Annotated in this window: 21 protein-coding genes and 6 pseudogenes; 22 read left to right on the forward strand and 5 right to left on the reverse strand. The window is 41.5% G+C overall.

All coding sequences use genetic code 11. The annotated features are described in order from the left end of the window. Positions 1 to 91: 91 nt before the first annotated feature. The 8 genes and pseudogenes from HMPREF0013_RS23105 (at position 92) to HMPREF0013_RS23135 (ending at position 4118) form a co-directional block, all read left to right on the forward strand. Positions 92 to 553 carry a hypothetical protein gene (locus HMPREF0013_RS23105; RefSeq protein WP_000378528.1) on the forward strand — a complete coding sequence of 154 codons (462 nt, stop codon included), beginning with the start codon at positions 92 to 94 and terminating at the stop codon, positions 551 to 553. After that, positions 522 to 1163 carry a putative metallopeptidase gene (locus HMPREF0013_RS23110; protein WP_000372120.1) on the forward strand — a complete coding sequence of 214 codons (642 nt, stop codon included), beginning with the start codon at positions 522 to 524 and terminating at the stop codon, positions 1161 to 1163. Before HMPREF0013_RS23105 ends, HMPREF0013_RS23110 begins: the two co-directional genes overlap by 32 nt. Positions 1164 to 1253: 90 nt before the next feature. Further along, positions 1254 to 1777 (forward strand): annotated as a pseudogene (locus tag HMPREF0013_RS24825) (DUF2280 domain-containing protein). Continuing rightward, positions 1761 to 2276, forward strand: a pseudogene (locus tag HMPREF0013_RS23125) (terminase); the annotation flags it as partial. The pseudogenes HMPREF0013_RS24825 and HMPREF0013_RS23125, both read left to right, overlap by 17 nt. Positions 2277 to 2741: 465 nt before the next feature. Further along, complete coding sequence (locus HMPREF0013_RS25495; RefSeq protein WP_000882919.1) at positions 2742 to 2948, forward strand: hypothetical protein; 207 nt, start codon at positions 2742 to 2744, stop codon at positions 2946 to 2948. Positions 2949 to 3019: 71 nt separating this feature from the next. Next, the gene (locus tag HMPREF0013_RS24835; RefSeq protein WP_002120129.1) at positions 3020 to 3196 is read left to right on the forward strand and encodes a hypothetical protein; all 177 of its coding nucleotides are present in this window, start codon (positions 3020 to 3022) and stop codon (positions 3194 to 3196) included. A gap of 8 nt (positions 3197 to 3204) precedes the next feature. Next, positions 3205 to 3528, forward strand: a pseudogene (locus tag HMPREF0013_RS24845) (DUF4236 domain-containing protein). A gap of 401 nt (positions 3529 to 3929) precedes the next feature. Beyond that, entirely contained in the window at positions 3930 to 4118 is a 189-nt protein-coding gene (locus HMPREF0013_RS23135; protein ID WP_000340067.1) for a hypothetical protein, read from the forward strand. Positions 4119 to 4154: 36 nt separating this feature from the next. Here HMPREF0013_RS23135 and HMPREF0013_RS23140 read toward each other — a convergent pair whose 3' ends face one another. The 3 genes from HMPREF0013_RS23140 to HMPREF0013_RS23150 are packed head-to-tail and all read right to left on the reverse strand — an operon-like array spanning position 4155 to position 5082. Beyond that, a complete protein-coding gene (locus HMPREF0013_RS23140) occupies positions 4155 to 4442 on the reverse strand; it encodes a helix-turn-helix domain-containing protein (protein WP_001258993.1) in 288 nt (95 codons plus the stop codon). Further along, the gene (locus tag HMPREF0013_RS23145; protein WP_000288004.1) at positions 4429 to 4758 is read right to left on the reverse strand and encodes a type II toxin-antitoxin system RelE/ParE family toxin; all 330 of its coding nucleotides are present in this window, start codon (positions 4756 to 4758) and stop codon (positions 4429 to 4431) included. The genes HMPREF0013_RS23140 and HMPREF0013_RS23145 overlap by 14 nt, the downstream gene beginning before the upstream one ends. 54 nt (positions 4759 to 4812) lie before the next feature. Then, the gene (locus HMPREF0013_RS23150; RefSeq protein WP_000453245.1) at positions 4813 to 5082 is read right to left on the reverse strand and encodes a transcriptional regulator; all 270 of its coding nucleotides are present in this window, start codon (positions 5080 to 5082) and stop codon (positions 4813 to 4815) included. A 206-nt stretch (positions 5083 to 5288) separates the two neighbouring features. On the opposite strand from HMPREF0013_RS23150, the gene HMPREF0013_RS23155 reads away from it, so the two are divergent. The 3 genes and pseudogenes from HMPREF0013_RS23155 (at position 5289) to HMPREF0013_RS23165 (ending at position 6456) form a co-directional block, all read left to right on the forward strand. After that, the gene (locus tag HMPREF0013_RS23155) at positions 5289 to 5891 is read left to right on the forward strand and encodes a BRO family protein (protein ID WP_000096286.1); all 603 of its coding nucleotides are present in this window, start codon (positions 5289 to 5291) and stop codon (positions 5889 to 5891) included. Positions 5892 to 5947: 56 nt separating this feature from the next. Beyond that, positions 5948 to 6151 (forward strand): annotated as a pseudogene (locus HMPREF0013_RS23160) (hypothetical protein); the annotation flags it as partial. Positions 6152 to 6258: 107 nt separating this feature from the next. Further along, the gene (locus HMPREF0013_RS23165) at positions 6259 to 6456 is read left to right on the forward strand and encodes a hypothetical protein (protein ID WP_025464206.1); all 198 of its coding nucleotides are present in this window, start codon (positions 6259 to 6261) and stop codon (positions 6454 to 6456) included. 130 nt (positions 6457 to 6586) lie between these two features. Here HMPREF0013_RS23165 and HMPREF0013_RS23170 read toward each other — a convergent pair whose 3' ends face one another. Further along, positions 6587 to 7519, reverse strand: a complete 933-nt coding sequence (locus tag HMPREF0013_RS23170) for an IS5 family transposase (protein WP_000743263.1) — start codon at positions 7517 to 7519, stop codon at positions 6587 to 6589. A gap of 166 nt (positions 7520 to 7685) precedes the next feature. Between HMPREF0013_RS23170 and HMPREF0013_RS23175 the strand changes: the two genes are divergently transcribed. Continuing rightward, on the forward strand, positions 7686 to 7871 hold the full coding sequence (locus tag HMPREF0013_RS23175) for a hypothetical protein (protein ID WP_000755724.1): 186 nt from the start codon (positions 7686 to 7688) through the stop codon (positions 7869 to 7871). Positions 7872 to 7873: 2 nt separating this feature from the next. Then, on the forward strand, positions 7874 to 8386 hold the full coding sequence (locus tag HMPREF0013_RS0105825; RefSeq protein ID WP_000464612.1) for a Fic/DOC family protein: 513 nt from the start codon (positions 7874 to 7876) through the stop codon (positions 8384 to 8386). 241 nt (positions 8387 to 8627) lie between these two features. On the opposite strand, the pseudogene HMPREF0013_RS23180 reads toward HMPREF0013_RS0105825, so the two are convergent. Beyond that, positions 8628 to 8956 (reverse strand): annotated as a pseudogene (locus HMPREF0013_RS23180) (DUF4236 domain-containing protein). Positions 8957 to 9181: 225 nt separating this feature from the next. Between HMPREF0013_RS23180 and HMPREF0013_RS23185 the strand changes: the two are divergent. The 9 genes and pseudogenes from HMPREF0013_RS23185 to HMPREF0013_RS23225 all read left to right on the forward strand — a co-directional run. Then, on the forward strand, positions 9182 to 10048 hold the full coding sequence (locus tag HMPREF0013_RS23185; protein WP_025464207.1) for a WYL domain-containing protein: 867 nt from the start codon (positions 9182 to 9184) through the stop codon (positions 10046 to 10048). 10 nt (positions 10049 to 10058) lie between these two features. Then, entirely contained in the window at positions 10059 to 10670 is a 612-nt protein-coding gene (locus HMPREF0013_RS23190) for a DUF1819 family protein (protein WP_000893011.1), read from the forward strand. Between the two features lie 16 nt (positions 10671 to 10686). Continuing rightward, complete coding sequence (locus tag HMPREF0013_RS23195) at positions 10687 to 11262, forward strand: DUF1788 domain-containing protein (RefSeq protein WP_000078544.1); 576 nt, start codon at positions 10687 to 10689, stop codon at positions 11260 to 11262. A 40-nt stretch (positions 11263 to 11302) separates the two neighbouring features. Next, positions 11303 to 14983 (forward strand): BREX system P-loop protein BrxC, encoded by a 3681-nt coding sequence (gene brxC, locus HMPREF0013_RS23200; protein WP_002120185.1) that lies wholly within the window; start codon positions 11303 to 11305, stop codon positions 14981 to 14983. 46 nt (positions 14984 to 15029) lie between these two features. After that, on the forward strand, positions 15030 to 18563 hold the full coding sequence (gene pglX, locus HMPREF0013_RS23205; RefSeq protein ID WP_001098044.1) for a BREX-1 system adenine-specific DNA-methyltransferase PglX: 3534 nt from the start codon (positions 15030 to 15032) through the stop codon (positions 18561 to 18563). Continuing rightward, positions 18560 to 19930: a hypothetical protein gene (locus HMPREF0013_RS23210; protein ID WP_001030448.1), complete on the forward strand. Its 1371-nt coding sequence runs from the start codon at positions 18560 to 18562 to the stop codon at positions 19928 to 19930. Before pglX ends, HMPREF0013_RS23210 begins: the two co-directional genes overlap by 4 nt. Continuing rightward, positions 19927 to 22551: a BREX-1 system phosphatase PglZ type A gene (gene pglZ, locus HMPREF0013_RS23215; RefSeq protein ID WP_001047021.1), complete on the forward strand. Its 2625-nt coding sequence runs from the start codon at positions 19927 to 19929 to the stop codon at positions 22549 to 22551. The genes HMPREF0013_RS23210 and pglZ overlap by 4 nt, the downstream gene beginning before the upstream one ends. A gap of 29 nt (positions 22552 to 22580) precedes the next feature. After that, positions 22581 to 24620, forward strand: a complete 2040-nt coding sequence (brxL, locus tag HMPREF0013_RS23220) for a protease Lon-related BREX system protein BrxL (protein ID WP_000443160.1) — start codon at positions 22581 to 22583, stop codon at positions 24618 to 24620. Between the two features lie 63 nt (positions 24621 to 24683). Continuing rightward, a pseudogene (locus HMPREF0013_RS23225) lies at positions 24684 to 25258 on the forward strand (DNA helicase); the annotation flags it as partial.

Below are 25258 nucleotides of genomic sequence, written 5' to 3' on the forward strand. Positions count from 1 at the left end.
AAAGCTCTATAAGTCAACTTTTAAGAAGTAATACTATATTGCCTGTGAGTTTAGCCACCGCCTAAGGGCGGTTTTTTTATGGGTAAGAATAATGGATTCTACAGAATACTTTTGGCTTACTCGGAAAAAAGAACCTAAAACTAAAAGCTGGCCACTGCCAAAGCCTACACAAAAATATCTAAAGGCAGAAGAAGAATTTACTGAAACTTTAGATAATCTGGAAATTAAATATGAAAAGAAATTTCAGTTTAAGTCTACTAAGCACTGGCGGTTTGACTTTCATTTAATTGAGTATCGAATACTAGTTGAAATTGTGGGTGGTCCATGGTCTGGCGGTCGTAAGGGCAAACTTAAAAATAAAGCTTGTAGTCTTGATCGTTACGATGTGGCTGAAGAGATGGGCTACACCGTAGTTCGCATAGAGACAGCTTCAAGATGCCGCATTGATGAGTCTGGACCTTTGCAGTTACGGACTGAATACGCTAGTGAGTGGTTAAAAAATTTAAAGAGGCAAATATTTAATGGATCAGATCAGACCATTTCCTCCAACTGATTTTATTGACCAAGCAGATGAAGAGGAAGCGATTCGCATAGTACCTGCGTCTGATTTAAAAAACTGGGTAGTTGCTAATTTTCTTACACTTGGTGGACCTTTACATAATCCAGATCATGACCATATCGCTGAGATGCTTCATGACAATGAGGGGTTTTTGGCTTTTGCATGGGCTTCTACTGCTTATACGAGAGCTAAGCGCATGGTGCTCGGCCAATGTGAAAAGGTTATGTTTCAACAAGGCGGCTGGAAGAAAGCCCGTCAAGAGCAGCAAATGCGTGATTGGTTCGGTTTTGTTCCAATTTACTTAATCACTATCGATGCAAGCTTTTGTGAAAAGGCAAACGATAACGAGTTTTGTGCTTTGATTGAACATGAGCTCTATCACATTGGTGTAGAGCGAGATTCGGACGGTGAGATTATTTACAGCGATCATACTGGCTTACCAAAGCACTATTTAGCTGGCCACGATGTGGAAGAGTTCATCGGTGTTGTTAAGCGCTGGGGAGCTAATGACAGTGTTAAGCGGCTTGTTGAAGTCGCTAAAAACCCGCCGTTTGTTTCTGATTTAGATATTTCTAAATGCTGTGGAAACTGTGTAATTACCTGAGCCTTTTGGCTCATTTTTTTTGCCATGTTTCCTTGACGTACCTTGACGGATAGAGAGAAATGGCGACATTAAAAAAAGCAGAAACTCTTTATTGTACAATCGTTTGCTGTGTTTAACACCCCTCAAGAAACAGTAAGTCTCGTCAAGGAGGAATTTGACATTGATGTTTCGAGACAGCAGGTAGAGTCATATGACCCTACAAAGTTTGCTGGGAGAGACTTAAGTAAGGAACTCAAAGAAATTTTCGAAAATACACGGGAAGAGTATTTGAGTCAGCCACTAAATAAAATCAGTGGAGCAAATGACATTGTTCAGTTGAAGATTTTAATTGATTTGCTTTGGACTAAAAAAACAATGTGACCATGACAATTAAGATCGTGGACCAAATACAAAAGATCATGAAAGGGTTTTATGAGAAGAAGGGGGAACAAAATAATAAAGGTGGTAATTCTGAAGCGAACCAAACTAAAGCTGAAGTAGAACTTGAGATTAAAAAACTTGAACTTCAGAAGTTACAACGTGAGGTAAATCCACCTGAGTATCGTCCACCTGAAGAGGATTACAAGCTTGTGCTGAATCCTGATGAGGAGATACCAAATGAGCCAATTCTTTAATCCTCCAGAAGGTTCAGTTCAATTAACGCCTAAGCAAGCCAATATTTATTTGTGGGGCTGGCAAAAAGAAGCCCGATTTCGTGATGCTGTTTGTGGCCGACGTTTCGGTAAAACATTCTTGGCCAAAGCGGAAATGCGAAGAGCCGCAAGACTAGCGGCTAAATGGAATGTTTCGGTAGAGGATGAAATCTGGTATGCAGCGCCTACCTTTAAGCAAGCAAAACGGGTTTTCTGGAAGCGACTAAAACAAGCTATTCCAGCATCTTGGCGAGCTGGTAAGCCTAATGAAATTGAATGTTCAATTACATTAAGAAGTGGTCATATTATCCGTGTTGTTGGTCTAGATAACTATGATGACCTTCGTGGATCTGGTTTATTTTTCTTAATTATTGATGAATGGGCCGACTGTAAATGGGTTGCATGGGAAGAAGTGCTTCGCCCGATGCTTTCTACCTGTAAGTATATGGTGAACGGCGAACAGCGAGTTGGTGGCCCGATATGAGCAAGGTATTTTGCTATCTTTGGATATTTCTACCGTCTCTGCATACTGTGAGCACTATGAATTGCCGGTAGAAAGAGACATCTTTAATGATTGTATTTTTTACAATTGATAATCTCTTTCTAGATGAGTCACATAAAAAAACTAACAATCCTAAAAAATAACCATAGAGGTATTTACTAAAATTAACCGCTGGTGCTGAAAAGCTGTTAAATGCTTAATGTGGTGAAGCCACTCAATCGAGTGGCTTTTTAATATCTAAAAAATAAAGATTTCAAAGTTTAAGAAATATATAATAGAAACAATTAATTATAAGATTTAAAAATATGTTAGCAAAACTTTTATACATTGGGATGCTCTATTTTTTTAGTAGTTTTAATTAGCTGCACTAAAAAAGTTGAAATTAAACCACTTCCTCCTTCAGTTGAAGAGGACTATCTAACTTCAAAACATGAAATAGACAAGATGCTAGATGCATTAAATAATCATGATGTACCAAATGATGAGAAGCGTGAGATATTGTGTAAGTCATATCCAGAAGTCTATAAAAACCACTATATGCCAGCACTACTGAAGCCTTCTCCGCATCAATATTCAGAAGAAGTACTTTTGAGAGATTTTGAGGCTGTGATTAAATTTTATAAACAAGCTTGGTTTATTAAATGTATCTAATATCTTCATATGTGACATTTATTAACCAATTTGTTAAAGTTTATTCACTTTATAACAAACGGTAAAAAACCATGAAACAAGTCATTTTAAGTCTTTTATTAGTTCTAAGCTCATTAAATGTTGCGGAAGCAGGTAGAGGCAGACAACCTTGCTCTGGTAAGAAAGGTGGGGTAAGTCATTGCGATGGTAGTAAGTTTGTTTGTAATGATGGTTCCATCAGTGCTTCTAAAAAGATCTGCTCTAGATAGGTGACGATATGGGATTAAATTTTAGAAAAAGTATAAAAATTGCTCCGGGAGTCCGGGTAAATATAAGTAAAAAAGGAGTCTAAAGTATTTCTGTTGGTGGAAAAGGGGCACGAGTAAATGTTAGTAAGAAGGGAACTCGAACAACAGTAGGTTTACCGGGTACTGGTTTATCTTATTCCAAGTTCTCTAGTCATACTAAGAAAACAACACGTAGAAGAGAACCCGATTTTAATAATCCAGATAATGTATGGGGTTACCCTAACGCTGAATGGATTATTTGTGGGATTATTTTATTTATAGCTTTAATAATTTTTATTTGGATTATTAGCTAATTTTAAGGTGTTGATATTATATGAAAAAGATTATTTTTTAAGCTTGGTTCTTGGTTCTTGGTTCTTGGTTCTTGGTTCTTGGTTCTTGGTTTGGTAGGGATTAATGGTTGCTCAAAGGTGGAAAAAGAGTCAAAAGAAGCTATCTTAAGCACCTTAAAAGATCCTGATTCGCCCAATTCCAAAATATAAAAGGATATTGCGGAGAGGTAAATTCTAAGAATAGCTACGGTGGTTATGTTGGTTTTAAGAGATATGTCTCTATTGATGGTGGAGTCTTAATGGAGGATTCAGAAGGTGTTGAACCAGAGACATTTGCAATAATTTGGGAAGCATACTGCACTCCAAATAAATTATCTTTAAAAGAGCGCAATGAGTGTGTAAAGGATAGTCTCTTATAATGAATGGATGCAAGGCTTAAAGGGGTTTCCAAGGAAAGCTTAAGGAATGAAATACTAGCAGACAAAAATGCATCAAAAGCAGAAATTGAAGAAGGCTTAAGAGATATTGATCGTGCGTATAACAGTAATTTCAAAGATAAGGGTCTATACGCACAGGATGTTGTTGCTAAATGTGTAAAGTTGATTGATTAGTGAATTGGTAAAAAGCACCCTAGGGTGCTTTTTTATTTAGACAAAACGCACTTCAACATGTTTACCAATTGCCGCAGCATATTTTTGCAATGTGGCAATAGATGGTGATGGTTTGCCTGTGATCAATGCTTTTTCTAGCCGTGAAACGGCAGGTACACTTGTTCCCATGCGTTCCGCGATTTGCGCTTGGGATAGACCTGCATCTCGACGTGCAGTAAGTACCATATCGAGCAGGGGCATTTCTTCACGTTCAATTCGTTCGTATTCGGTACGCACTGCTGAACGAGATAATGCAAGTGCTTTCATTTCTTCATGTGTTCGCATTTTTCACCTCTTTCATGCGGTCAAGTGCTAGGTTTAGATCTTGCTTAGGTGTTTTTTGGGTTTTCTTAACAAAACTATGGAGCATTACAATGCGTTTACCGACTAGTGTGCAATACATAACACGAGCAATACCTTCTTGAGATTTTAAGCGCAACTCAAATAGTCCTTTACTCATTGGTAATGTGTGAGGTTCTCCTAAGTTTGCGCCGTAAATCACCATACGGTCAGTTAAGTTAAAATATCGAGCCAAAAGACCATCAGGTAATGTAAGAATCTCATCCTGAACGTCTTCGCTGTAATATTCAATTGTATACATATCATGTTCTACTCAATGAGAGTTAATATTACCATATTTGATAATATTGGCAATTTATTTCGGGTTTGGATGTTCTGTAGTTTTCTCTGTTATTTCATCAGAAAGCCAAAATACATCTTCAAACTTCTCGCATACACCAGCTTTTTTGAGTTCTTTATATATAAATAAGGCTGTATCAACCTTGACAGAATGTCCTTGCTCAGCTCGTGTCACATAGTTTGATAAAACTCTGCTGCCACTAACAAAACCACATCGCTTTGATAGTTCATAAACCGTTAATCCTGCTTTTTCACGCAAATAGGCAACATTATTCTTTACTTCCATTGCTGCACCACAAGTTAAATTTTAGAATATTGTAGCACAATAAAAGATAATTACTATTTTTTGTGATAGCACAACAAAAAGAATTGAGACAATAAAAGATATTAAATAAGATGACTTCATCAAGGCTAAAAGCCATGAAAAAGAAAAGCCCCCAACTTTCTGACGGCAAGGGGCTTTTATCAACAACCATAGGAAAGGATATTGATATGTCTAGTTTAGCATTAAGTTTTAATGAAGTGAAATTCAATCCCGTGCCACGGCAAGATGGCCAGATTTGGCTTTCTTCAGGTGAATTGGCACAAGCATTAGGATATAAACAAGAGAACGCGGTCAGTAAAATTTTTAATCGTAATTCTGATGAATTTACGGAAAATATGACACAAATTATTGATAATCCTCGGCTACCCAATTTGGGTATGCGGATTTTCTCACTACGTGGTTGCCACCTAATAGCAATGTTTGCTCGTACTGCTGTAGGGAAGCAATTCCGCAAATGGGTGCTGGACGTTCTTGATAAGGAGATTGGCGCTTCAGTTACGACGGTAGGTACATTGGGCGGTGGAGCCCCACTAGGAGCTGCTCTGATTGGCTCTGGTATTGGGATGATGCTCGGGGGAGTTGCCATGATGTTAATGCCTAAAATCGAAACCACTCAAGATCAAAACCAAGATGGAAACAGAGCGAATAAAGGCTTTGGCGGAGCCGTAACAACGGTTGCTCAAGGTAATCCTGTGCCGATTTTATATGAGCAACGTGAGATTGGTGGATTTATTGTGAGTGCTGGTCAATATCCAGAAGATCAGATGTAAATTCAAATTATTAAAAAGGCGCTTTCTAGCGCCTTTTTTATTGCGTGAGATTTCTTATGAATGCAGTAGTAGGCGCAAAAAAGGGAAGTAAAAAACAACGGCAACCCGTAATTTCTCCAGATTCTGCACAGTCAAAAACTTATATTAAAGTCCTTTATGGATTAGCTGAAGGAGAAATTGAGGGGCTAGCAAATGGCCTTCAGTCAATTTATTTAGAAGAAACTCCACTTCAGAATGCAGACGGAAGCTTTAACTTTGAAAAGGCTCTTGAATAAGGCCTTTAATAATGTGCAATTATTTGCTCAATTAACTGGATAATTGCACATTTTGAGCAAAGTTTTTCTCATTTCATATTCTCTCGAGGTTTATCATGCAGCTAATGATTATGGTTACAGAAGCTGGAAAGCTTGAGCATACTTGCAATTTGCTTGCTGAGGTAAACAATGGCGGTAAAGTCTTAAAGGTCTTTGACTATAACGGCAATCAATTACCAATCAACAATGATGGAACAGTGATGTTTAATAGACACCGTTGGGAATTGCCAATTAAAGTGGATTTAAAATAAATTTGAATGTAGTTTAAAAATACCAAAAGCAACACTAATGCAATTTTAAAAAATAGTGCAACAAGAATGCAGCGAATTAAGTTAAGTTATTGATTTATTTTGGATGTAACCGCTCTAAATTGAGCCAAATTTAAGGCGTAACTTGCGTAAGTGGTCGACCTAATTCCGTAAATCTGTTGAGGACTGCTACACGTGCATGAATCTCATTCACTTGGCTATCAAAACTCCTTGCACTGAGTTTATCTCCTAATAATTTAATGCAGTGCATCTTAGTTTCAACCAAACTTTGCCGATGATAGCCTGACCATTTTTTCCATAGTGTCCTGCCTAAACGTGTAACTGTTCGAAGTAATTCATTTCGCTCTAGCGAGCTACTCTTTGTATCTTTCCATGGTTTCGCATTTTTTCTAGGTAGAATTACCGCATGCGCTTGCCGATCTGCAATGACCTGACGGCATTGCTTGTTGTCATAAGCTCTATCGGTATAAACAGAGTCAATCTGCTCATCTTGTGGAATCTGATTAAGTAAATCACCAAGCACCTGTGAATCACTGACATTATTGGTTGTGAGCTGAATAGCGCGTATTTGTAGGGTTTTAGCATCTATACCAATATGTAGTTTACGCCATTGGCGACGATATTCAGGCCCATGTTTCTTGCGTTTCCATTCGCCCTCACCTAGAAACTTCATCCCTGTAGAGTCCATGAGTAGATGCAGCCCATCGCTACTTTTTTGGTAACTAATTGCAATATCAATATGCTTTTGTCTTCTACAAAGCGTGGTGTAATCTGGTACTATCCAATTTAATCCGCAAAGTTTAATTAGACTTTGCACAAAGCCAGTGGCAATAAGTAAAGACAGACGAAATAAAGATTTAATCATTAAGCAGCATTGGATGGTTGCGTCGGAGTAGATTTGATTTCGCCCTTGTTTGCCTTTTGATAGAGCATACCATTGCGTAGCAGGATCAAACCAAATGGCAATATTTCCGCGACTAATGAGTGCTCGGTTATATGCGGGCCAATTGGTTGTGCGGTAGATTTTGTGTGTAGGCTTCTTCATTTGAAAATTATATCGCTGAAAAAGCCTTTACAGATAGGTTTGTGCAACAAAGCCTATTCAAGGCGAATTATTAAGATAATTGTGAAAACTTCATAGGAACTTCTTTTTTCTCAATGAAAATATTATATCCTTAGAGTCTGCATGATCCATTTGAAGCGAGAATTTTATGAAAAAAGTTATTGGTATGAGAAATAGCCGTACTGAAGCCTTTAAAATCGTAAAAGCTTCATTTGCCGTAGATAATTTGGTTGTAGATAATAAAGGCTTACAAGCAATTAATGACTATGTGAAGGGTTCTAAGACATTTGAACAAGCCAGAAATACACTCGTTGAAATGTACCGTGTAAGATAAAAATGTTTTTTGATGATGCACTACATTATTATCTGACGGAAGAAGATTTTTATGATGATCCATTCTGTGATAAAAATGGTGTTTTGATCAACAATCTTGGTATTTCTAATACCAAAGACCTGAATGAGGCAGAGAAAGCGCTAAGTGCCTTACAAAATACAAGATTACAGGAAAATATCTCTGTTTTTCTAGGCAATTTTGATTTACAGCACCTACAAAATATACATCATCAATTATTTATGGATGTCTACCCATGGGCTGGCCAATTAAGACGCGTGAATACCTATAAAGGTGAATGTATCTTTCTCCATTACAATAGCATAGCTCCTTTAACAGATCTGCTGTTTTCATGCCTCAATAATAATTTTAACCATTTGATTAATAATAAAGAAAATATAGATTTGGTTTGTAGTTTTTTAGCCAGATTTTTTGTTGTTTTAAATTATATTCATCCATTTAGAGAAGGTAATGGTCGCTCACAATGTTTCATGCTAGGCCAGATACTATTTAAGTAAGGTTATACGATCGATTGGACCACTGTGAGTTCAGATGCTATGAATCAAGCAGTGATCGCAGAATGGAAAGAAGGTAACTTTAAGCTCACTGGAAAAATGATTAAACTTAATATTCAAAGATTAGAAGTAAGTTGAACACCTGACCAATATCGTACTCAGCATCAATTTTAGTGTTTCTTCAGGCCTACTGCTGACATTTCAAATGATTCCATGATAAAAATCAAACATCATTGTAAAGCCTCTAAAAAACGATTGCTCCAACAATAAAACACAACACCCCAAACGCGATCCAGAGCCAGACAGTTGATCTGGATGTCTGCATACCTGGGTTATTCAATGGAGATGGTTGCTGAGAGGTATTCTGTGGGGTATTCGGCCTGTTTGTATGGGGATGATGCTTGGAATAAGAAAGTCCTGTTCCGGGAATGCCCACGCTGGTTCGGGTGCTTTTTTACCAATATTTAAAGAAGCACCGGGTTTGCCAATGCTCGCACTGCTGATGCCCTTATGCGTCAGATTAATTTTTAAACCCGGTAAGATTTTAATGCTCTTGCGAAATCTAAAGTCCATATTTCCCCCATTTGCAAAACCAGTTCGCTGTGTATTTCAGTTAATAGAGGTAAATTCAGAGAATCTCAGATCCTCATCTACCTCGCTAGTCGGTTGTCCCCATAGAGACATCCGTATATTTTTTATCTGGTGATTGCAATACTACCTTAAAATACCGTCAAAAATCTTTACTGTATATTTGCTGTAGGGTAATCTTAAAACTGCTATTTATTGACTGATTGGTATATGACGACACATAAGCATGAAGTCCTGCTACGAATGCGAGCGATCGAGCTGCTTGCATACTGGGAAGGTCGTTTGGTCACCAATCGTTTGATGAGCTGGTTTGGGCTCAGTCGACAGCAGGCTTCTGCGGATATCAAGCGTTACAATACGCTGTATAACCCCCATGCCTTGATTCATGACCCCTCAGTCAAGGGTTATGTGCCTAAAGCCAGCTTCCAGCCTGTACTGACTACAGCGCATATCAATGAATATCTCAATATGTTGTCAGGTTTGGTTAGTGAATCGCATGCCCTGATTGCGATGCCAGAACCGAATCTTGCAGCAGTTCAATTACCTGATCGCAGTGTATGTCCTGAAGTGATTCGGGAAGTTTTGCGTGCCTGCCGGAACCAAAGTACTTTAAAAATGATTTATGCCTCCATGCAGAATCCGCAGTGGCATGAACGCATGATTTCCCCACATACCCTGGTGTATACCGGTTTTCGCTGGCATGTCCGTGCCTATTGCCATCAGAGCAAGCAGTTTAAGGACTTTTTACTCTCCAGAATTGCTCGCACACCTGTTGTGGTGGCGATTGAGTCAGTAGACCCTGCTCAGGATCAGCAATGGCATGAAGAAATTGTACTGACGCTGATCCCTAATCCAAAATTGAATGAAGCTCAAAAAGCGCTGGTCGAAAAAGACTTCTGCATGCCTGATGGCAGATTACAGATTCCGGTGAAAAAAGCCCTGGCTCACTATACCTTGCAGCGATATCAGGCCGCGATCACGCTGGCTGAGGCGGAAGATGCCTTGAAATATACCTTAGTGTTACAAGGTTCAGATATCGAAAAGCTGTCGTCTTACCTGTTTGATCAAGCTTCATAGGAGATTGGCTATGTTAGAACAATTTTATTATGACAGTGACCTGATTGGCGGTTCCCTGATGGTGCGTGAAAGCCGGCTGATCGCGGATCTGTTATTACGAGAAGCGACTCCAGAACAATGGCATCAGGCAATTCAGATTGACAATATTCTGCAAAAAAGAACGCCTGCTTCAGCTCAACGCAATGCCACCGCTATTCGTAAGCGTCTGGAGCGCTTAGAGCCTGATTTCTGGAAAGCTTTGCGGGATGGGGATGATGAGCTGGCGACTCAGGTGGCTTTTTGTGGGGCACTGGAACGCAACCTGTTGCTGCTTGAGTTTATGGAAACGGTGATGAGAGAGGCCTATATCTCCCAGGCTCAATACTTGGATAGCTATATTTGGTCAGACTTTCTGGATGAGCGTTCACAACGCGATCTTGATATCTGTGATTGGAAAGAGTCCAGCAAGAAAAAAATGGGGCAGGTGGTGTTTCGCATCCTGGCAGAAGCCGGTTACTTAAAAAATACCCGTAAGCTGGAGTTGCAGCGTGTGATCGTCAGAGCAGAGCTGCGTAGCCTGTTGGAAGAACATTATAAACAACGCATTAAAAGATCTATGGAAGTGTCGCTATGGACGCGGTAGTTGTAGAGGGGCAGCAATGAGTCAAAAAATACATGAGCGTCTGAACCAGATTCCAGAGCGAATTCTTTCCACCGAGTTTCTCACCGGGCAAGGACTGGGCAATGAAATTGGCTTCTGGATTTTTGATTATGCACCTGAAGATGAGTTGAAAGTGCGCGAATATCTGCATTTTCTAGACGGGATGCTGGAGAAAAAACACAGTCAGCTGAAGGTGGTGAATATCAACCTGCTGCAAGCCGTGGTGGATTATCTGGCTGAGCGTAACTTCATCGATAAAGCCATTCAAATGCAAAAAGACAAAGGCGATGAGGCGCTGCTCAAAGCGCTGAAAGGCCCACTGCATATGGATAAGTTCGCGCCCTATCTGGTGAGTAAATATGCCACCAATGCGCAAGATATTGTGTTGATGACTGGGGTAGGTTCGGTTTGGCCACTGTTACGTGCCCATCACTTATTGAACAGTTTACATTCGTTACTGGGGCATAAGCCGGTCGTGCTGTTTTACCCAGGTTATTACGATGGTCAAGCCATGAGTTTATTTGGAAAAATTCCAAGCAACAATTACTACAGAGCATTCAGATTAGTGCCTTAACACGGCAAATAGAAATAAGAATTCGGGGGAATTGATTGAGATGAATATTAAAGAGCTTTTTTACAAGCCATTAGATCGTGCAATTAACGGGGTCGTAAAAGCAGACCAGAATGACAATACCACGGTTTATCAGGAACTCGATGAGTATGTGGTCACCAATGAACTGGAAAAGCATTTTCGGGACTTTTTCCAGTCTTATGGCACAGACCTGAGCGATCCTTCGATTGCTAACCGTGTCGGCGTATGGATTTCAGGCTTCTTTGGTTCAGGTAAATCACATTTCCTGAAAACCTTGTCGTATATTCTGGCCAATAAAGTGGCACGCGATGCGCAAGGTAACGAACGCAGTGCTGCAGAATTCTTTGATGAAAGCAAAATTCGTGATGCGTTTATCCGTGCGGATATTGGCAAGGCCGTCAGCCATCATGCCGATGTCATCCTGTTTAACATCGACAGTAAAGCCAGCTCCAATGATGATGGCAATCCGATCCTGAATGTGTTTTTACGCGTGTTTAACGAGTATCAGGGTTTTAGTGCTGACCATCCACATATTGCCCATATGGAACGTCACCTGAGCCAGAAAGGTGTCTACGAACGCTTTAAACAGGCGTTTGAGGAATCCAGCGGTATGTCCTGGCTAGAGGAGCGTGACGGCTATCAGTTCTATCAGGATGATGTCGAAACCGCGATTTCCCAAGCCCTCAACTTATCTGCTGAAGCTGCGCATAAATGGTTTGAGGATTCTGAGCAGACCTTTAGTGTTTCGGTCGAAAACTTCTGTCAGTGGGTGAAAGAATACTTAGATAGCAAAGGACCACAGCAACGGATATTGTTCCTGGTGGATGAAGTGGGGCAGTTTATTGGCAGCGATACCCGCTTGATGCTGACTTTACAGACCATTACTGAAAACCTTGGTACGATCTGTAAAGGCCGTGCTTGGATTGTCGTCACCTCACAGGCGGACATCGACGCGGTTCTAGGTGAGATGTCTTCTTCCAAAGCCAATGATTTCTCCAAGATTGCTGGGCGTTTTAAAACCCGTTTATCACTGTCCAGTTCCAATACCGATGAAGTCATCCAGAAACGTTTATTACGTAAAACCCCGGAAGCAGAAGCATTGCTCAGATCGGTGTTTGAGCAAAAGGGCGATATTTTAAAAAACCAGATTACCTTTGACCGTTCAGGCCCAACACTCAACAACTATGAGGGTCCAGACAGCTTTATCCATAACTATCCTTTTGCGCCGTACCATTTCCAGTTGGTGCAAAAAGTATTTGAAGAAATCCGTAAAGTCGGTGCGACCGGTGCACACTTGGCCTATGGTGAACGGTCCATGCTGGATGCGTTCCAGATGGCCGCGAATGCGATTGCTACAGATGAAGTCGGTGCACTGGTTCCTTTCCACCGCTTCTATACCTCAGTGGAAGGATTTCTGGATACTGCAGTGAAGCGCACCATCGACCAGGCAGGGCAGAATCAAACCCTAGATAGTTTTGACGTACAGATGCTGCGCACGCTGTTTATGATCCGCTATGTCGATATCATCAAAGGGACCTTGGATAACCTGGTGACTTTGTCGATTGAGAAAATTGACGAAGACAAGCTGGCATTACGCAAGCGTATTGAAGAAAGCCTGCTGCGTCTGGAAAAAGAGAGCCTGATTACCCGCAATGGTGATGAGTTCCTGTTCCTCACCAATGAAGAGCGCGATATCACCCGCAAAATTAAAGCCACTGATCTGGCTGCTTCAGAAGAAAATAAAGAGTTAGCCAATCTGATCTTTAAAGATTTACTGCGCGATCAGAACAAATACCGCCATCAAGCCAACAAGATGGACTATCAGATTGGTCGTTTCCTAGATAGCCATAGCCTGGATGGGAAGTATGAGAGCGATTTGAAAGTTGAAATTATTTCTCCGCTTGATACGGAATACAACCTCTACACTGAAGCTTACTGTATTGGTAAAAGTACTCAGGACGAAGGACAAGTGCTGTTTAAACTGGCAGACGATAAACAGTTCTTTAATGAACTGCGCACCTGGCTGAAAACCAATAAATTCATCCGCTTAAATGATGATGGCACCCAATCGGATATCAGCCGTATCCTGGCAGACCGTGGCCGTGAGAATCAGGAGCGTAAAAAACGCCTGCGTGCCCGGGTTGAAGAAATGCTGCTAGATGCGGAAAGTTATGCCTTGGGTCAACATCTACAACTTTCATCTTCTAGCCCTTCCACCAAGCTGGATGAGGCGTGTCGTTATCTGCTTGAAAATACCTATACCAAACTGAGCTATTTGCAAGTCTATCAGCAGGATGCCTGGCGTGAACTGAACGCCGTCTTGACTGTCGATGATATGGCGCAGCTCGGATTGTCTCTGGATGGTGGTCAAACGAATCCGAAAGCCCTACAAGAAGTGGAACAGTACATCTCGCTGCGGGCAACAGGTACAGAACGTATTCTGGTATCGGATGTGGTGGATCGTTTTGCTAAACGCCCTTATGGCTGGCCAGATGCCGAGATTTTATTGCTGGTAGGTCAGCTGGCGGCAATGGGGCGGATTTCACTGCAGTTAAATGGTGGCAGCTTGCAGTTAAAAGATGCCTTTGAGCCTTTACAAAACAGCCGCCGTCGACGCGATGTGTCGATCATTAAAAAGCGCCAGACTGATGATCAGGTGTTGAAACAGGCACGCCAACTGACCCAAGATCTATTCTCGGCTATGGGACCAGCGACAGAGAAAGAGCTATTTGAATTCTATACCCAACATTTTAAAAACTGGTTAGCCAACTTTAAGTCGTACAAAAGCAAAACAGATGTCGGACAGTTCCCAGGCAAGAAAGTGATTGAAAAGTTGATTCTGACTTTGGAACGTCTGCTGGCGAATAGCGACAGCTTCGATTTCTTTAAGGCCGTGGTTGATCACAAGGACGACTATTTGGATCTGGAAGAAGATTATCGTGACATTCATGAATTCTTTAGTAATCAGATGCCAAGCTGGCAACAACTGCAACAGGCCTTACGTCATTTTGAGAAAAACAAACAGGCGCTGGGCAGTGATGAGCTCGCTAAAAAAGCCCTCTCCGAATTACATCATATTTCAACCCTTGAATCGCCCTACGGCCTGTTAAATAAAATCGCTGATTTAGTTCGCACAGTTGAAAGCGTCAATGAGCGACTGTTGAGTGAGAAGCGTAGCCATGCGGTAGAGCAAATTGATGACAAGATCAAACAGTTAGAAGCCGAGATTAAAAACAGTGGCATCGCTACCGCTGAGCTGAGTAACAAGCTATTACGCCCACTACAACTGCTGAAAACGGATATTGAAGTGGAAACTAGCCTGTCCACCATCTATATGCTGCAAACCCAAACCGCCGTGGAGCGTTTTGATGAAGCCTTATATGAGCTGGAGAGCGAAGTTCAGGCGGAAATCCAGCGTCAGGCCAAAGCGGCACAACTGGCTCAGAGCAAAGCCGAGAGTGTAACCAACACTGCAACCACCTCCAGCCCAGTTACATCAACACCTGCTGCGAGTCCGGTACAGCCTGTGACAGCCGTAGTGCCACCGAAACCGGTAGTCGAAGTTGATGTTGCTAGCATTTACAGCAAAAGCTCCAGCAGTGTCTATCTGGAAACAGAAGAGTCAGTGGATCAGTTTGTAGACGCACTCAAAGCTGAACTGAAAAAAATCGTGAGTGATAAAAAGCGTGTGCGTATCCGCTAACTCGGGTTAGGGATATTGGCATCAGTCATTAATTAAAGGTTTAAAGATGAATACCAGTAATATTAAAAAATACGCACCGCAAGCACGCAATGATTTTATCGCAGCCATGCGCAAGCAGTCGGCCAAATACGGCATCACCGCAGACCGCACTTTACCAACAGAGCAGAAAGGCGACTTGTTGCTGATTGGCGATCAGGTTTTTCCCCTGTCAGTAATGAAACCGCGTGAAAAGCTGATCAAGCGCATTCAAACCAGCAGTTTTGAGCAGACCATCGATTATATCGCTTATAGCTGGTTTAACCGTCTTTGTGCGATTCGCTACATGGAATGCAAAGGCTTGCTGGATCATGGTCGTCGTGTACTGAGCAGTGCCGATGGCAGTGCAGGCTTGCCGCAGATTCTGGAAGAGTGTCTGGATATTGACTTACCGGGTTTAGATGCTAGCCGTGTGGCTGAACTCAAGCTGGATGGCAATAAAGACGAAGAGCTGTACCGAGAGCTGTTACTGGCTCAGTGTCATGCATTGAATCAGGTCATGCCATTATTGTTTGAACAGGTTTCTGATGAATCTGAGTTGCTGTTACCGGATAACCTCACCAAAACCGATTCCTTGATCCGTGATCTGGTCAGCAGCATTCCAGAAGAAGACTGGTCGGATGTACAGATTATTGGCTGGCTGTATCAGTTCTATATTTCTGAAAAGAAAGACCAGGTGATTGGTAAAGTCGTCAAGAGTGAGGACATTCCTGCCGCGACACAGTTATTCACCCCGAACTGGATTGTAAAATATCTGGTACAGAACAGTGTTGGCCGTTTATGGATGATGGCACAGCCTGACAGTACGCTGGCCAATAATTGGGAATATTATATTCAACCCGCTGAACAAACGGATGAGGTCAATGCACAGCTGAAACAGCTGATTGATGTTCGTATTAGTGAAGATGGCGATACTTTAAACCCTGAAAGCATTACGGTGCTAGATCCGGCCTGTGGTTCGGGGCATATTCTGGTGGAAGCCTATGATTGCCTGAAAGCCATTTATTTAGAACGTGGTTACCGCAGCCGTGATATTCCACGTTTGATTCTGGAAAACAACCTGTACGGCATTGATATTGATACCCGTGCGGCACAGTTGGCCAGTTTTGCACTGCTGATGAAAGCGCGTGAGGATGACCGCCGTTTATTTAGCAATCCACCGAAGCTGAATATTATTGCGTTGCAAGACAGCCAACCTGAACGTTTAGACGCATTGAGTCAGGATTTGGCAAACACTGGTATTGCGCAGGCGGATTTAAAAGAATTGCTAGAATTATTTGAACATGCTTCAACTTTTGGGTCTTTGATTCAGGTGCCTGAAGTATTCGCTAAAAAGCTGCCTGATTTAGAAACAAAGCTCAATATAGCATTAGCGTCAGGGGATATTTTTGCACAGCAGTCAGCACAGGAGTTATTACCTTTAGTGCAGCAAGCGAATTTATTAGCAAAGCAATATGATGCTGTGATTGCGAATCCGCCGTATATGGGTGGCAAAGGCATGAATACAGCCTTAAAAGATTTTGCCAAGAAGAAATTCCCTGACAGCAAGTCAGATCTATTTGCCATGTTTATTGAACGTGGTTTTGGATGGTGTAAAGAAAGTGGTTTTAACAGTATGGTAACCATGCAAAGCTGGATGTTCTTGTCATCTTATGAAGCGATGCGTGAAAAGTTATTACAAGATCGTACAATTCAAACCATGGCACATTTAGGTGCTCGAGCATTTCCTGAAATATCAGGGGAAGTCGTACAAACAACAGCTTTTGTGATGCAAGGGCAACATATAAATGGATTTAAGCCAGTATTTTTTAGACTTGTAGATACAGGGCAGGATCAAAAAGAATCAGAACTAAGATCAGGACTTAATCGTTTTGACTCTACGATTCAAGATGATTTTAAGAAAATTCCTGGTAGTCCTATTGCTTATTGGGTAAATATACAGACTCGAAATTTATTTTCTGGAAATAAGCTTTTAGGAGAGATTTCAGAACCACGTCGTGGGTTGGCAACAAATGATAATAATAAGTTCATTAGAAGATGGGCAGAAGTTAGCAATCAAAAAATGGCATTTGGTTCTATAAATAGGGAAGATGCGAAAAATTCTAATAAAAAGTGGTTCCCGTATAATAAAGGTGGAGAATTTAGAAAATGGTATGGAAATAATGAGTATTTAGTTAACTGGGAAAATGATGGTGAAGAAATGTTTGCGCTTGCAAAAAAATTATATGGTAGCCCAACACGAACAATAAAAAATCTTCAATATTATTTTAGAAATGGCATATCTTGGTCAATGATTGGCTCTGGGACATTTAGTGTACGTTATATGGATAATGGTTATATTTTTGATCAGGCAGCTGATAGTTTATTTGCTAGAAATAATGAACTCCTTGAAATTATAGGACTTATGAATTCACCTGTACTAGAATTTTTGAAAATAATAATAAATCCTACTATGAATACAACAGCAGGTGTAATCTCTCAATTGCCTTATGTTCCTTTCTCAGCCTCAAATCAGGCAAGAGAAAATGTAGAGGAGATGATTAAATTTGCAAGAGATGACTGGAATGTATACGAAACCTCATGGGACTTTACTCAAAACCCAATCATTCGTACGCAGCAGTCAAACCTAGAACAAGCGTTTAACACATGGCAACAGCAAAATGCTGACGCTGTGGCAGAAATGAAACGTCTAGAAGAAGAAAACAATAAGCTGTTTATTGATGCTTATGGTTTACAGGATGAATTAACGCCAGATGTTCCTGATGAGCAAATCACTTTAACCCGTGCCGACCGTGAAAAAGACAGCCAACGTTTAGTGTCTTATGTACTTGGCTGCATGATGGGACGTTATAGCTTAGATGAACCAGGTTTGATCTATGCCCATGCAGGCAATCAAGACTTCGATGCCAACCGTTATCTGAAATTCCCAGCCGATGCTGACGGCATTATTCCATTGACTGAAATGCACTGGTTTGAAGACGATGCAACGCACCGTATTCGAGAGTTCTTAACTGCAGTGTGGGGTAAAGATACACTGGATGCCAATATGCAGTGGTTGGCAGAAAGCTTGGACAAAAAAGCCAACGAAACAGCGGAAGACACGATCCGCCGTTATCTTGCTAGTAAGTTTTATAAAGACCACATGCAGACCTATAAAAAGCGCCCGATCTACTGGTTATTCAGCAGTGGTAAACAAGGCGCTTTCCAGGCATTGGTGTACTTGCACCGCTATAACGAAAGCACTTTGGCGCGTATGCGTACCGAATACGTCATGCCGCTGATTTCCAAAATGGCTGCTTATGCTAATTCTCTGGAAACAACAAAAGAAAGCAGTGACTCTGCGGCTGAAATCAAACGTATCGAGAAAAAACTGCAAGACTTGCATAAGCAACAGGCTGAACTGAGTACTTTTGAAGAAAAATTACGTCACTATGCCGATCAGCGTATTACGTTAGATCTCGATGATGGGGTGAAAGTAAACTACGGCAAGTTTGGGGACTTGTTAGCTGAAGTTAAAGCGATTACGGGTGATAAAACAGAATGAATAAAGCTCAAATTGATCAGGTAAAGATACATATTGAAGCTTATTATGCGCTCGGGCTTTCAAATATTCTTGCTCAACAGCATTCTCATATATCAGACCTAAGCAATGTTCAGATTGGTGAATATACAGCACAAGAATTTCTCAGTGCATCTAATAAGGTTTTCAACCAATTTAAAGAAGAGATCGATACCGTATTTGCTAAAGCTTTACCATATAGTTATCAATTTCAAAATGAATATGGTGGTGCAGATTTAAATCAAGATCTAGCTGGTTATTTACAAAATATTAATAATCGAAATTTCCCTGCTGCGGTTTTACATCTTAATCGTTTAATTCATTACCAGGCAATAAATGGGTTTTGGGAGAAAAGTAAACGGAAATATTTTCGAAGTTCGGAACTCTCTGTTCAGCAAGATAAAGAACGTATCGAGTTAGTCTCTACTCATCTAGAAGCCACATCACAACGATTAGAGACTTTGTTGAAAGTACTAGAAACTAGCAAAGATGATTTGGATTCTTTTACTTCCGTAAAAAGAAGTGAATTAAGTGAAATAGAGGCGTTAGTAACTGCGAGTCGAAATCACTCATCAGAAATTACTAATCTGCAGAGTCAGGCTGCGGTCTTAATTGAAAAAATAAATTCTTTATTACAGGCATCTGAAGAGAAAAAAGCGGATTCAGATCAACTGTTGATCGAGACACGTGCACAATTACAAACGTTAAAAACGACTTTTGAGAACATAGAGCAAAATATTTTAGAACAAAAAAATGATTTTGAAACTCTTAAACAGGATTTCAAATCTAAGCTTACCTTTGTAGAGAGCAAACACGCATACTTTGAACAACGGAATCAATATCTAGATGATCTAATAGGTAGAGAAGTTGGTGCATCTCTGTTTGAAACGTTTAAGCAAAGGAAAACTGAATTAACAGATTCAATTAAATTTTGGAAATGGAGTATTCCTACTATAGCACTAGTATCCGCTTTTTGGATCGTCTATCTATTTTGGGGAGTTGATCCTGCATCGATTAGCTGGCAGTTGCTTTTAATAAATTCAATAAAAACCTTGCCTGTATTGGGATTGTTTTTCTTTACGACTTCTCAATACACCAAAGAGCGTAACTTTCAGGAAGAGTATGCATTTAAGTCCGCAGTTGCACTTACAGTTAATTCTTATGCAGAACAATTAAAAGAGACTGCTAATCAAGACAAGTTAATTATGGATTCTGTGCAAACCATATATATGCCACCCAGCAAACAAAAAGTAGAGCAGCAAAAAGAGGGGGTGTCTTCAATTCAAAACTTAAAAGAAATGATTGGCCAAGTTAAAGAAATTAAAGACATTGTGGGTGATAGTAAGCCATGAATTTAGATCAACTAAAACAAGGTCTGGAACAAGCCTTTTATACTGAACAGCATCGGATTGTCTTTTGGTACGATGCAGAACAGTCATTTACTGAAGAAATCAAAGCCCTAAAGCTGAATGATGTCCATATTCTAAATATGGCAGAAGAGTCGAGTTTGGCGATCAAGCTCAAACTGGAACTTGAGGATCAGCAGGGTAAATACTTGCTGTATTTCCCAAGTCCAGAGCCTGAAACCGAAAAAGACTGGCTACTGGACATTAAGCTATATTCTCGCAGTTTCTATGCCGATCGTTTCTCGATTATCTTTAATGAGCTTGGGCTACAGCAACAAAGTTTAAGAGAACATCTGGCTAAACGTGAAGAATTCCTCAAAGCCAAAGCCCGTCTGAGCACCTTAAAACGCTATATCCAGTCTGATGCAGATGCACAGGATCTGGACATGGCTATGATTGCAGCTGTGGTCAAGGCTGACAGTGTCGAACTCATGCATATCGTTCTGGCACTGGCAGATGAAGTGGTACAGCAGAACCTGGCTCTGGAAGTCAATCCGGAATCCTTTGCTGAACTGGAAAAATTCCAACTGGTGCCAGCTTTAATTACCGCATTACAGACGGAAATTGGTTATCCAGCATCGGTTGAAGAATTGAATGGGGAAGCACCATTCAAGCTCGGTACGTTCTTTATCCGGTTGATGAGCACAGGTTTCTGTGAAAGCCTGGGCGATATACCGCTATGGGCTCAAGAACTGGTGATGTCATCTGTCAGTTCACGTGCGACGGCTAGAGCCTTTTTGTCACGCTGGAGAGACAGCTCCAAATACTACCCAACCTTCGATACACTCTCCCAGACCGTGGCCAATGCACTGCGGATCCAGGAGAAGGTCGGGGCTTTTGATCTGGAACAGCTGCTCGATGTCATGACCTTTGAAGTGATTGAACAAAAGATTATTGTTGATTTGGCCAGTCATATCCCTGCAGCAACCCAAGCTGAACTGGAACATTTCAGAACGATTATTTCTACCCGTCTGGATGGCTATTGGGCTTCCAAACATAAGGATGATGCAACACGCCGTAAATATCGCACGGTCTATACAGCGTTGCAGGCAGCCATTGACCTGTTCAGCCTGCGACAGCAGTTTGATTCCGGGTTCTATTTCGACTCCAGTGAAGCCTTGTATAAAGCCTACGAGCAGGAGTTGTATCGCTTTGATATGACCTATCGCCACTACAGTACAGCCTCACAACGAGCTCATGTCGATATCCTGAAAAAACTCGATGAAGAAATCGAAAATTGCTATTCCTACTGGTTTATCGATTACCTGGCGCGCAACTGGGGAGAGCGGATTGAAGCTGAACAACGCTTGAATGTCTGGAAAATAGCAGATATCCCAAATCAGCAGAACTTCTATGATACCCATGTCAGACCCCTACTGGGTTCTGCAACGAAACGCCGTATTGTAGTGATCATCAGTGATGCTTTCCGCTATGAAGCTGCAGTAGAGGTGTGTGATCGTATCAATGAAAAGCGTTATTCAGAAGCGACTTTGTCTTCACAGCTGGGAGTTGTGCCAAGTTATACCACACTCGGCATGGCCTCATTACTGCCACACCAGACTTTGGAGTACAAAGAGAGTGCAGGGGATGATGTTTTAGTAGATGGACAGTCCAGCAAAGGAACTGCAGCACGATCCAAAATTCTGGCAGCCTATAATGGTCTAGCCGTGACCGCTGAAACGGTAAAAGGCTGGTCGCGTGATGAAGGCCGTGAAGCACTTAAAGACCATGATCTGATTTATGTTTATCATAACGTCATTGATGCACGCGGTGACAGCGTCTCGACAGAATCAGAAACTTTTATGGCCGTGGAACATGCCATTGAAGAGCTGACCGAGCTAAGCCGTAAAATCTTACTGCATTTCAATATTTCTACCCTGTTGATCACAGCTGACCATGGGTTCTTGTTCCAGCAAAGTAAACTGGAATCTGCGGATCGTTCTATCTTGACTGAAAAACCTGCCAATGTATTGAAGAGCAAGAAGCGTTATGTGATCGGACATGGTTTGCCAGTGAGCAAAGAAGCCTGGAAAGGTTCAACCCAAGCTACGGCAGGTACATTATCTGCGACTGATTTCTGGATTCCAAAAGGGGCAAACCGTTTCCATTTTGTAGGAGGTTCACGTTTCGTGCATGGCGGCATCATGCCTCAGGAAATTGTGGTGCCGGTACTGACAGTGAAACAGCTACGTGGTGAAAAGGCTGGACAGCGAACCAAGCGTAAAGTTGAGGTCATTTCTACCAAATCTACGCTGAAGATGGTCAATAACATCCAGAAGTTTGATTTGATGCAAACTGAAGCTGTCAGTGAACTGGTCATGCCAGTAACCCTGTCGATTGCCATTTATGATGGGGATGTCAAAGTTTCCAGTGAAGAAACTCTGACCTTTGATAGCAGTACCGACTCTATTGCGGAACGGGTAAAACAGGTCAGACTGTCTTTGTCTGGCACTGATTTTGACCGTAAGAAAGATTACTTCTTGGTGCTGAAGGACAAAGACCTGAATATCGAAATGCAGCGCTATAAGGTCAGCATTGATCTGGCATTTACCGATGACTTCTTCTGATAACGAATTAACGATAGAGCGTAGCCTACATGGAATCTGCTAACGATAAAGAACTGGATCAGCTGCTGAATGAACACTTTGCTGGGCGGGTGGTACGTAAGGATCTGACTAAACTGATCAAAGAAGGGGCCAATGTCCCTGTCTATGTGCTCGAGTACCTATTGGGGATTTACTGTGCCTCGGATGACCCTGAGATCATTGAACAGGGGCTGCGTAACGTAAAGACCGTTCTGGCAGAGAATTATGTCCGCCCGGATGAAGCGGAGAAAGTAAAATCCCTGGTTCGTGAACGTGGCAGTTATAAGGTCATTGACCGAGTTACCGTGAAGCTGAATGAGCGTAAGGACAAATACGAAGCCTCTTTCAGTAATCTAGGTATTAAAGATGCTGAGATTTCGGCAGGCATCGTCAAAGAGTATGAAAAATTACTCGTTGGTGGTATCTGGGTGATTGCAACACTCAGTTATTATTTTGATGAAGGACAGTCAAATTCTCCATTTGGTGTGAGCCTACTCAAGCCGATTCAAATGCCGAATATGAATATGGATGAACTCTTCAGTGGAAGAGCAGCATTAAGCACTGATCAGTGGCGCGAGAGTTTAATCCGTTCGATCGGCATGGAACCGGCTTCGCTAAAAGAGGACGTGCAATGGCAGCTATTAGCACGTATGGTTCCGTTCGTTGAAAATAACTATAACGTTTGTGAACTGGGACCACGCGGTACCGGGAAAAGCCATATTTACAAAGAATGTTCACCGAATAGTATTTTAGTCTCCGGTGGGCAAACGACTGTCGCCAACCTATTCTATAACATGAGTAGCCGCCGTATTGGTCTGGTTGGCTTATGGGATGTGGTAGCCTTTGATGAAGTCGCCGGTATTTCCTTTAAGGACAAAGATGGCGTACAGATCATGAAAGATTACATGGCCTCAGGGTCTTTTGCCCGTGGCCGCGAACAGATGGAAGCCTCTGCTTCAATGGTTTTTGTGGGTAATATCAACCAAAGCGTGGAATCCCTGGTCAAAACCAGCCATCTATTGGCACCTTTCCCTGAAGCCATGATCGATTCGGCATTCTTCGATCGTTTTCATGCTTATATCCCCGGCTGGGAAATTCCGAAGATGCGCCCGGAGTTCTTCACCAACCGTTATGGATTGATCGTTGATTATCTAGCTGAGTTCTTCCGGGAAATGCGTAAGCGTAGCTTTGCAGATGCCATTGAGAAGTACTTCAAACTCGGCAACAACCTGAATCAACGTGATGTGATCGCCGTTCGCAAGACGGTTTCCGGATTGATGAAGTTGCTCTACCCACACGGTCAGTTTAATAAAGAAGATGTACGCCAGTGTCTGGAATATGCCCTGCAGGTACGTCGTCGGGTCAAAGAACAGCTGAAAAAAATTGGTGGCATGGAATTCTATGATGTGCATTTCAGCTACATCGATAATGACACGCTTGAAGAGCACTTTGTTTCAGTCAAAGAGCAGGGTGGAGGTGGACTGATTCCCGAAGGTCCAGCCAAGCCAGGTTTCTTATATACCATCGGGCTCAGTAATAAAGGCATGCCAGGGTTATACCGCTTAGAACTTCAAGTCACCAAAGGTTCAGGAAAGCTGGCGACATCAGGCTTATGGAATTCAAGCAGTGCCAAGGAGCAGGTCAAGGTCGCATTTGACTACTTCAAGGCCAATGCATCTCGAATCTCGGGTGGCAGTAAGGTGATGGAACATGACTTCCACTTACATGTGGTTGAATTACAGAACACCGGACCACTCAGTCATCTTGCTCTGCCAAGTTTAGTAGCTTTCGCTTCTGGCCTGTTAGGACGATCGGTACAAAGTCAGATGGTGGTACTGGGTGATATAAGCTTGGGTGGTTCTGTGACACCGGTGGAAAGTATTGCCGAATGTCTGCAAGTTGCTTTTGATGCGGGTGCCAAGAAGGTTGCTTTGCCAATGAGTAGTGCGGCAGATATCCCAACGATTCCTGTAGAACTGTTTACCAAGTTCCAGACCAGCTTTTATGCAGATCCGGTGGATGCGGTATTTAAAGCTCTGGGTGTGGGTTGAGTTGATTCTGTATAAATCAGTTAAAGAGAAAAGCTTTTGAAATGATTAGGAAATATGAATCACATGAAGGATTTAATAACAGCTATTTTGGTTAAACAGCCCAAACTTACTGCTAGAGAAATTGCTAAAACTCTTGGTATTGAAAAGAAAGAAGTGAATGCTTTTTTATATCAAAATCAAGATATATTTTCACAAAATGAAGCCTTTTGCTGGTCTTTAGCTATAATCCCGTCAGTTAAAAATTTAGAAAGACCAATGATGAACTCTGAACTTGAATTAAATAATATTGTTAAAAATAAACTGATTCAATTGTTGGATTATGTATCTCATCAAGCTGAGGATACTCAAAAAATTCAATATGAAATGAGTGGTAATAGATTTTATTCTCATGATCTAGAAAAACTTCGTGGCTTAAAAATTCTGAATGATGACGATTGGTGGTTTCAAATTGAACGATTACAGCTTCAATCGATGCCGAAACCATCTCAAATACTCTCTTCCTATATTCATGTTGATGCCGAAAAAGAACCCACTGTTAATTTTTCTAGTTTAAATAAGATTGTATTTTTTAAAGGAGTTCATCAATTCCGTTTGCCCTACAGTAGCGTGGCATGTGATTTGATTACTAAAATTGACCT

Source organism: Acinetobacter sp. SH024 (assembly GCF_000163635.1).
Taxonomy (GTDB): domain Bacteria; phylum Pseudomonadota; class Gammaproteobacteria; order Pseudomonadales; family Moraxellaceae; genus Acinetobacter; species Acinetobacter pittii.

Excerpts from the sequence above, each read along its gene's own strand:
- brxC (WP_002120185.1), top strand. The coding sequence starts at position 11,303 with ATGAATATTAAAGAGCTTTTTTACAAGCCATTAGATCGTGCAATTAAC.
- HMPREF0013_RS23135 (WP_000340067.1), top strand. The coding sequence starts at position 3,930 with ATGGATGCAAGGCTTAAAGGGGTTTCCAAGGAAAGCTTAAGGAATGAA.
- HMPREF0013_RS23170 (WP_000743263.1), bottom strand. The coding sequence starts at position 7,519 with ATGAAGAAGCCTACACACAAAATCTACCGCACAACCAATTGGCCCGCA.
- HMPREF0013_RS23140 (WP_001258993.1), bottom strand. The coding sequence starts at position 4,442 with ATGCGAACACATGAAGAAATGAAAGCACTTGCATTATCTCGTTCAGCA.
- HMPREF0013_RS23150 (WP_000453245.1), bottom strand. The coding sequence starts at position 5,082 with ATGGAAGTAAAGAATAATGTTGCCTATTTGCGTGAAAAAGCAGGATTA.
- HMPREF0013_RS23145 (WP_000288004.1), bottom strand. The coding sequence starts at position 4,758 with ATGTATACAATTGAATATTACAGCGAAGACGTTCAGGATGAGATTCTT.
- HMPREF0013_RS23195 (WP_000078544.1), top strand. The coding sequence starts at position 10,687 with ATGAGTCAAAAAATACATGAGCGTCTGAACCAGATTCCAGAGCGAATT.
- HMPREF0013_RS23185 (WP_025464207.1), top strand. The coding sequence starts at position 9,182 with ATGACGACACATAAGCATGAAGTCCTGCTACGAATGCGAGCGATCGAG.
- HMPREF0013_RS23105 (WP_000378528.1), top strand. The coding sequence starts at position 92 with ATGGATTCTACAGAATACTTTTGGCTTACTCGGAAAAAAGAACCTAAA.
- HMPREF0013_RS23175 (WP_000755724.1), top strand. The coding sequence starts at position 7,686 with ATGAAAAAAGTTATTGGTATGAGAAATAGCCGTACTGAAGCCTTTAAA.
- pglZ (WP_001047021.1), top strand. The coding sequence starts at position 19,927 with ATGAATTTAGATCAACTAAAACAAGGTCTGGAACAAGCCTTTTATACT.
- brxL (WP_000443160.1), top strand. The coding sequence starts at position 22,581 with ATGGAATCTGCTAACGATAAAGAACTGGATCAGCTGCTGAATGAACAC.
- pglX (WP_001098044.1), top strand. The coding sequence starts at position 15,030 with ATGAATACCAGTAATATTAAAAAATACGCACCGCAAGCACGCAATGAT.
- HMPREF0013_RS23210 (WP_001030448.1), top strand. The coding sequence starts at position 18,560 with ATGAATAAAGCTCAAATTGATCAGGTAAAGATACATATTGAAGCTTAT.
- HMPREF0013_RS23110 (WP_000372120.1), top strand. The coding sequence starts at position 522 with ATGGATCAGATCAGACCATTTCCTCCAACTGATTTTATTGACCAAGCA.
- HMPREF0013_RS24835 (WP_002120129.1), top strand. The coding sequence starts at position 3,020 with ATGAAACAAGTCATTTTAAGTCTTTTATTAGTTCTAAGCTCATTAAAT.
- HMPREF0013_RS0105825 (WP_000464612.1), top strand. The coding sequence starts at position 7,874 with ATGTTTTTTGATGATGCACTACATTATTATCTGACGGAAGAAGATTTT.
- HMPREF0013_RS23155 (WP_000096286.1), top strand. The coding sequence starts at position 5,289 with ATGTCTAGTTTAGCATTAAGTTTTAATGAAGTGAAATTCAATCCCGTG.
- HMPREF0013_RS23190 (WP_000893011.1), top strand. The coding sequence starts at position 10,059 with ATGTTAGAACAATTTTATTATGACAGTGACCTGATTGGCGGTTCCCTG.
- HMPREF0013_RS25495 (WP_000882919.1), top strand. The coding sequence starts at position 2,742 with ATGCTAGATGCATTAAATAATCATGATGTACCAAATGATGAGAAGCGT.